Here is a 6,357-nt window from a genome sequence, read left to right as displayed (position 1 = left end):
GCCCGGACACGGCATCCGGACCGCCATCAGAGAGAACTGGCCGGTTCTTTCTGACGGGTTAATCATACAAGCCCGGACAGGCGCGCAGCGCCGCCTCCGGGAAGGCCGAAGCCGGAAAGTTGCGAACGCGTTTCCAGATTGCAATCCGGTTAAGCACGGGTGGGTAAGTCAGGTACGGGATTGGCCCTATTCAACCTTTCATCGCGATGTAAGCCGTAGTTTGTATCCGATTGATTGGGGGGAGAGGTGAAGGAGTTATTGTGCGGCGAGCGTCGTTAAAGTGACTTTCCCGGAGGCGGCGCGTTGCGCCTGTCCGGGCTACCAGCCCACAGATAGCTGTAAGCCCGTAGCCCGGGGAGCTAAACTAACGCAGGATTTTCTTTTCGGCCAGATCGAGAGCGAAGTAGCTGAAGATCAGATCCGCGCCGGCGCGTTTGATCGCGCCGAGGCTTTCCAGCACCACTTTCTCTTCATCTATAGCGCCGGCCTGGGCGGCGAACTTAATCATCGCGTATTCACCGCTCACCTGGTACGCGCCCAGCGGCAGGTTGGTGCGCTCGCGCAGATCGCGCAGGATATCGAGATACGGACCGGCCGGTTTGACCATCAGGCAGTCGGCGCCCTGGGCTTCGTCCAGCAGCGATTCGCGAATCGCTTCGCGGCGGTTCATCGGGCTCATCTGATAGGTTTTACGATCGCCTTTCAGCGCGGTGCCCGCGGCTTCGCGGAACGGACCATAGAACGATGAAGCGAACTTGGTGGAGTAGGACATAATCGCCGTATCGGTAAATCCGGCGGCGTCCAGCGCCTGGCGAATAGCCTGCACCTGGCCGTCCATCGCCGCGGAAGGAGCGATAAAATCGGCGCCTGCGGCAGCGGCGACCACCGCCTGCTTACCGAGGTTGGCAAGGGTTAAATCGTTATCGACGCCGTGGTCGCACAGCACGCCGCAGTGGCCGTGGGAGGTGTATTCGCAGAAGCAGGTGTCGGACATCACGATCATCTCCGGCACCGCCTCTTTACAGATACGGGACATGCGCGCCACCAGGCCGTTTTCGTTCCAGGTATCGCTGCCAACGGCATCGGTATGATGGGAAATCCCGAAGGTCATCACCGAACGGATACCGGCGTTGGCAATGCGCTCGATTTCGCGCGCCAGGTGTCTTTCCGGAATACGCATCACGCCGGGCATGGCTTCGATGGCTTTGTAATCATCGATTTCTTCTTCAACAAAGATCGGCAACACCAGGTCGTTCAAACTCAGTGTTGTCTCTTCAAACATGGCGCGTAGCGAAGCGGACTTGCGCAAGCGGCGTGGGCGAGTGATTAAATCTGTCATGGTTTGCCTGATTTTGTGAAATGAAAAAAGCGAGTTTACCTCAATTGGCGGCGGGATGTTTCGCCAAAACGATCCTTATCCATCGTCGGTAAAACATCCCACAAGGCTACTGGCTGGCGGTTTCCATCACCGGGCGGACGCCGCTTAATTCGCTGACCAGCTCGTTGATCCCGTCGCTCATGTTATTGAAACGCGTCAATGACGAGCGGGTTACCACCACGAAGGCGCCGACGTTAGCCTGCGGGTTCATCGCCATATAGGTGATAAAACCGCCGCCGCCGCCGGTTTTCTGAATGATGCCCGGCTGGCCGTTCTTCGGCTTCATGTAGACCCAGCCGAGGCCCAGCGCATCGGCTTTGCCCGGCACGTCCATCCCGATCACCCTCGTCAGCTGGCTGCGTTGATAGATCAGCGTCTGCATCCGGTCCGCCTGCTGCCCGCGGGTGAAGAAATCGGAAGAGAGGAACTGCTGCATCCAGCGCATCATATCGCCAGGCGTGGAGTAAACGCCGCCGCTGCCGATGGCCGCCAGGGTATTGTTGCACGGGCTGGCCCCTTTCTCCGGAATCATCAGGCGTCGGCACTGATCGGGAGACGGCGTAAAGGTCGTGTCTTTCATCCCCAGCGGGCGGGTGATCTGCTCTTCAAACAGCTGCGGATAAGGCTTGCCCGCGGCGGTAGAGAGCGCATCGGCCAGTAAATCGAACGCCAGATTGGAATAGGCGGCCTGCGAACCCGGCGCGGTTTTTAACGTCGCCGTGGTGAGCCAGTTCCAGCGCTGCTGGCGCGTCGGCCAGACGAACACCGGCCGGTGCGCCGCGCCGCCGGGCTGTTCGCGCGGCAGGGCGCTGGTATGGGTCGCCAGATTCACCAGCGTGATGGGCGCTCCCTGATATGTCGGCACCCGCGCGCCCGGCGGGGCGTATTTGCTCAGCGGATCGTTGAGCTTAACGACGCCCTGATCGAGAAGTTTGACCAGCATTTCGCTGGTCATCAGCTTGCTCAGGGAGGCGATGCGGATCACCGAATCGAGCTGCGGGTGCTCATTATTGCCCGGGCGCGTTTCGCCGAAGCTGCGAAATACGCGCTGGTTACCATCGATAACCACCAGCGCCATACCGGTCGCGCCGCTGCCGTAGTAGATATGGTTAGCGTAACGGTCGACAACATCGGCGGCGAATTCCGGGTCGACGCTCGGCTGCGCGGCCTGCGCCGATGTCAACGACGCCGCGCACAGCGCAGCAAAAATGAGCAGACTACGTTTCAACGGGGACATCCATCATGGTGAAGAAAAATATAGAGCGTATTTATACTACGAAGCGCCGCCGAGCAAAGCGCTAATAACGCCATTCTGTGCGGAAAAACGTAACCTGGCGTAAAAAAACCTTTTTTAAGCTTTCGGATAGCGGCTTTCGCCCGCGGGCGCGTATGATGATCGTTTTGGCTTAAGATGGGTGGCAAGAGACGATGGCGGCGAAACGGGTAGTGATGGTAGTGGATATGCAAAACGGCGTTTTCACGACGCCGCGTATTGAGCGCGAGCGCTGCGCGGCGCAAATCAACCGCCTGATAGACGCCGCGGATACCGTTGTCTTCATCCAGCACTGCGAAGAGGGCGGTCTGGAGGAGGGGAGCGAAGGTTTTGCATTGCTGCCCGAACTGCACCAACCCGCTGGCGCGCTGTTTGTGACCAAGACCGCCTGCGACGCCTTTTACCGCACCCGTCTGGAAGCGGTGCTGCGCGAGCATCACATCACGCAGTTTGTGATTTGCGGCTGCGCCACCGACTACTGCGTAGATACCACCATCAAAAACGGCGCCAGCCGGGGCTATGCGATTACCGTCGCTGAAGATGCCCATACTACCGCCAACCGCCCGGCGGCGCAGGCCGTCACGCTGATCGCCCACTACAACGAAGTGTGGCGTACGCTGACCGTTCCGGGCAATCCTTTACAGGTGAAATCGACAGAAACAATTCTGAACGGATGGTCGGCGAACTAAGCCGCTGATATCCGGTCTCATCATCCGCCCACTTTGCTTCGCTGCGACGGCTTTGCGGCGGGCGTTTTTGTGGTACACAGCACAGCAAAATGAAAAAGAAGTTAGCAGGAGAGCATGATGTTTAAATCCTTTTTCCCCAAACCGGGGCCGTTTTTTATTTCTGCCTTTATCTGGTCGCTGCTGGCGGTGATCTTTTGGCAGGCGGGCGGCGGCGACTGGCTGCTGCGGGCCACCGGCGCATCCCAGGATGTGGCGATTAGCGCGGCGCGCTTTTGGTCGCTTAACTACCTGGTGTTCTACGCCTTTTATGTGTTCTGCGTGGGCGTTTTCGCCCTCTTTTGGTTTATCTACAGCCCCCACCGCTGGCAGTACTGGTCGATCCTCGGTACCTCGCTGATTATTTTCGTCACCTGGTTTCTGGTGGAGGTCGGGGTGGCGATCAACGCCTGGTACGCCCCGTTCTACGATCTTATTCAGGCCGCGCTGGCGACGCCGCATAAGGTCAGCATTAACCAGTTTTATCATGAGATTGGCATCTTTCTCGGCATCGCGCTTATCGCGGTGATTATCGGGGTGATGAACAACTTCTTCGTCAGCCACTACGTTTTCCGCTGGCGTACCGCCATGAACGAACACTATATGGCGCACTGGCAGCATCTGCGCCATATCGAAGGCGCCGCGCAGCGTGTGCAGGAAGATACCATGCGCTTTGCTTCCACCCTGGAGAGCATGGGCGTCAGCTTCCTTAACGCGGTGATGACGCTTATCGCCTTCCTGCCGGTGCTGGTGACGCTCTCCGCGCACGTCCCGGATTTACCGATTGTCGGCCATCTGCCTTACGGCCTGGTGATTGCCGCGATCGTCTGGTCGTTAATGGGCACCGGCCTGCTGGCGGTGGTGGGAATCAAGCTGCCCGGGCTGGAATTTAAAAACCAGCGCGTCGAGGCCGCCTATCGTAAAGAGCTGGTGTACGGCGAGGATGACGCCAGCCGCGCGACGCCGCCGACGGTGCGTGAGCTCTTTGGCGCCGTGCGCCGCAACTATTTCCGCCTCTATTTCCACTACATGTATTTCAATATCGCCCGTATTCTTTATCTTCAGGTCGATAACGTTTTCGGTTTGTTCCTGCTGTTTCCGTCGATTGTTGCCGGTACGATTACGCTGGGCCTGATGACTCAGATAACCAACGTCTTTGGCCAGGTTCGCGGTTCGTTCCAGTATCTGATTAGCTCCTGGACTACGCTGGTTGAGCTGATGTCCATCTACAAACGTCTGCGCAGCTTTGAACGCGAACTGGATGGCAAAGAGCTGCTGGAAGTGACCCAAACATTAAGTTAACCATTGCAAGGAAGAAATATGGCCGTAGCATCATCTCGTTTTGTTTCGCTCACCCTGACGCTAGTGGCCGGGTTGGTTCTCAGCGCCTGTTCCAGCAAGCCGGAGCCGGTGCTGAAGGAGGGCGAAAAGCCGATTGATGTTGCCGCGGTGGTGCGGCAGAAAATGCCCGCCAGCGTCAAAGATCGCGAGGCCTGGGCGCAGGCTATCGCCAAAACCTTCGCCAGCCAGAAGTTGGCGCCGACGGAAGAGAATGTCTGTTCGGTGCTGGCGGTGGCGCAGCAGGAGTCCAACTATCAGTCGGACCCGGCGGTGCCCGGGCTAAACAAAATCGCCTGGCAGGAGATAGACCGCCGGGCGGAGAAAATGCATATCCCGGTTTTTCTGGTGCATACCGCGCTGAAAATCAAGTCGCCCAACGGCAAAAGCTATAGCGAACGCCTGGACAGCGTGAAAACCGAAAAGCAGCTGAGCGCGATTTTCGATGATTTTATCGGTATGGTGCCGATGGGGCAGAAGCTGTTCGGCTCCCTGAACCCGGTGCATACCGGCGGCCCGATGCAGGTCAGCATCGCCTTCGCCGAGCAGCATACCGACGGCTATCCGTGGAAAATCGACGGTACCGTGCGCCAGGAGGTGTTCAGCCTGCGCGGCGGTCTGTGGTTTGGCACTTATCATCTGTTGAACTATCCGGCGAACTACAGCGTGCCGCTGTACCGTTTTGCCGATTTCAACGCCGGATGGTACGCCAGCCGCAACGCCGCGTTCCAGAATGCGGTCTCCAGGGCGACCGGCGTGAAGCTGGCGCTGGATGGCGACTTAATTCGTTACGATAGCGACGAGGCCGGAACCACCGAACTGGCGGTGCGCCGGTTATCCTCACAGCTGGCGATGAGCGATGACGATATCCATCGTCAGTTGAAAAAGGGCGATACCCTGGCGTTTGAAGAGAGCGAACTCTATAAAAAAGTGTTTCGTATTGCCGATAAAAAAGCCGGTAAAACGCTACCGCGGGAAGTGCTGCCGGGCATTCAGCTAGAGAGCCCGAAAATTACCCGTAATCTGACGACCGCCTGGTTTGCTAAACGCGTTGATGACCGGCGGGCCAGCTGTATGGCGCGCCGTTAGCGGCGGCTGCGCCAGCGGAAAATCAGCCCTGGTATACCAATTAATACGCAGCCTGCCAGGAAGGGAATCAGCCCGAAGAGAGTACCGACCGTCAGGCTAATCTCGACCCGCGGGCGGCTGCTGTCCTGCATTTGAATCAGATGCTCAAAAACCCCCGGCGCGTGGATCAGCATACTCAGCATTTGCGCACCGGCCCAGAAGCAAAACAGCACAAACAGAGCGTAAGCGATGTTGCTGCTGGTGATAGAGCCCCTCTTTTTGCCGCCGTTGACGGTCTTTGCAAAGGTGAACTCTGCCATATTGACCTCCATACTTCACCTGCCTGCCGTTTTTTCCACGGCTACATAGAGGTTTATTCTGGCAACGAAGGGGGGATTTCAGTATCGGATTGCTGGTAATTTCCGCCCAGGAATATTCCTGATTTCATCGGGTTGTGAGTTTGCTACAAATTTGTGAAATTTAGACCGATATCGCAATGTGCGACAATTCTCAACGTGGCTACAGACCCGCAGTGGCGGCTATGCGAAGATGCTTTTTTTGTTGTCGGAGTGGTT

Annotated in this window: 6 protein-coding genes and 1 pseudogene; 4 read left to right on the top strand and 3 right to left on the bottom strand. The window is 57.6% G+C overall.

From position 1 onward, the window contains the following. Window positions 1-142: 142 nt before the first annotated feature. A pseudogene (locus CMQ96_RS08360) lies at window positions 143-250 on the top strand (transposase); the annotation flags it as partial. Window positions 251-364: 114 nt separating this feature from the next. On the opposite strand, the gene hemB reads toward CMQ96_RS08360, so the two are convergent. Continuing rightward, the gene (gene hemB / locus CMQ96_RS08355) at window positions 365-1,339 is read right to left on the bottom strand and encodes a porphobilinogen synthase (RefSeq protein WP_004132498.1); all 975 of its coding nucleotides are present in this window, start codon (window positions 1,337-1,339) and stop codon (window positions 365-367) included. Window positions 1,340-1,445: 106 nt separating this feature from the next. Next, window positions 1,446-2,606 carry a D-alanyl-D-alanine-carboxypeptidase/endopeptidase AmpH gene (gene ampH, locus CMQ96_RS08350; RefSeq protein ID WP_004132496.1) on the bottom strand — a complete coding sequence of 387 codons (1,161 nt, stop codon included), beginning with the start codon at window positions 2,604-2,606 and terminating at the stop codon, window positions 1,446-1,448. 221 nt (window positions 2,607-2,827) lie between these two features. Between ampH and CMQ96_RS08345 the strand changes: the two genes are divergently transcribed. The 3 genes from CMQ96_RS08345 (at window position 2,828) to CMQ96_RS08335 (ending at window position 5,803) form a co-directional block, all read left to right on the top strand. Beyond that, window positions 2,828-3,340, top strand: a complete 513-nt coding sequence (locus CMQ96_RS08345) for a cysteine hydrolase family protein (RefSeq protein ID WP_176518982.1) — start codon at window positions 2,828-2,830, stop codon at window positions 3,338-3,340. Window positions 3,341-3,457: 117 nt separating this feature from the next. Beyond that, on the top strand, window positions 3,458-4,678 hold the full coding sequence (gene sbmA / locus CMQ96_RS08340) for a peptide antibiotic transporter SbmA (RefSeq protein WP_004132492.1): 1,221 nt from the start codon (window positions 3,458-3,460) through the stop codon (window positions 4,676-4,678). Between the two features lie 18 nt (window positions 4,679-4,696). Further along, window positions 4,697-5,803 carry a DUF1615 domain-containing protein gene (locus tag CMQ96_RS08335; protein WP_024359080.1) on the top strand — a complete coding sequence of 369 codons (1,107 nt, stop codon included), beginning with the start codon at window positions 4,697-4,699 and terminating at the stop codon, window positions 5,801-5,803. Here the strand turns inward: CMQ96_RS08335 and CMQ96_RS08330 are convergent. Next, window positions 5,800-6,102, bottom strand: coding sequence for a DUF2755 family protein (locus tag CMQ96_RS08330; protein WP_004129576.1), 303 nt, complete (start codon window positions 6,100-6,102; stop codon window positions 5,800-5,802). The two genes, CMQ96_RS08335 and CMQ96_RS08330, sit on opposite strands and share 4 nt — an antisense overlap. Between the last annotated feature and the right edge of the window lie 255 nt (window positions 6,103-6,357).

It is taken from the genome of Klebsiella sp. MBT K-1, from assembly GCF_002556465.1.
Taxonomy (GTDB): domain Bacteria; phylum Pseudomonadota; class Gammaproteobacteria; order Enterobacterales; family Enterobacteriaceae; genus Klebsiella; species Klebsiella grimontii.
Note: the sequence above shows the minus strand (reverse complement) of the source record. Positions and strands in the feature narration are given on the sequence as shown.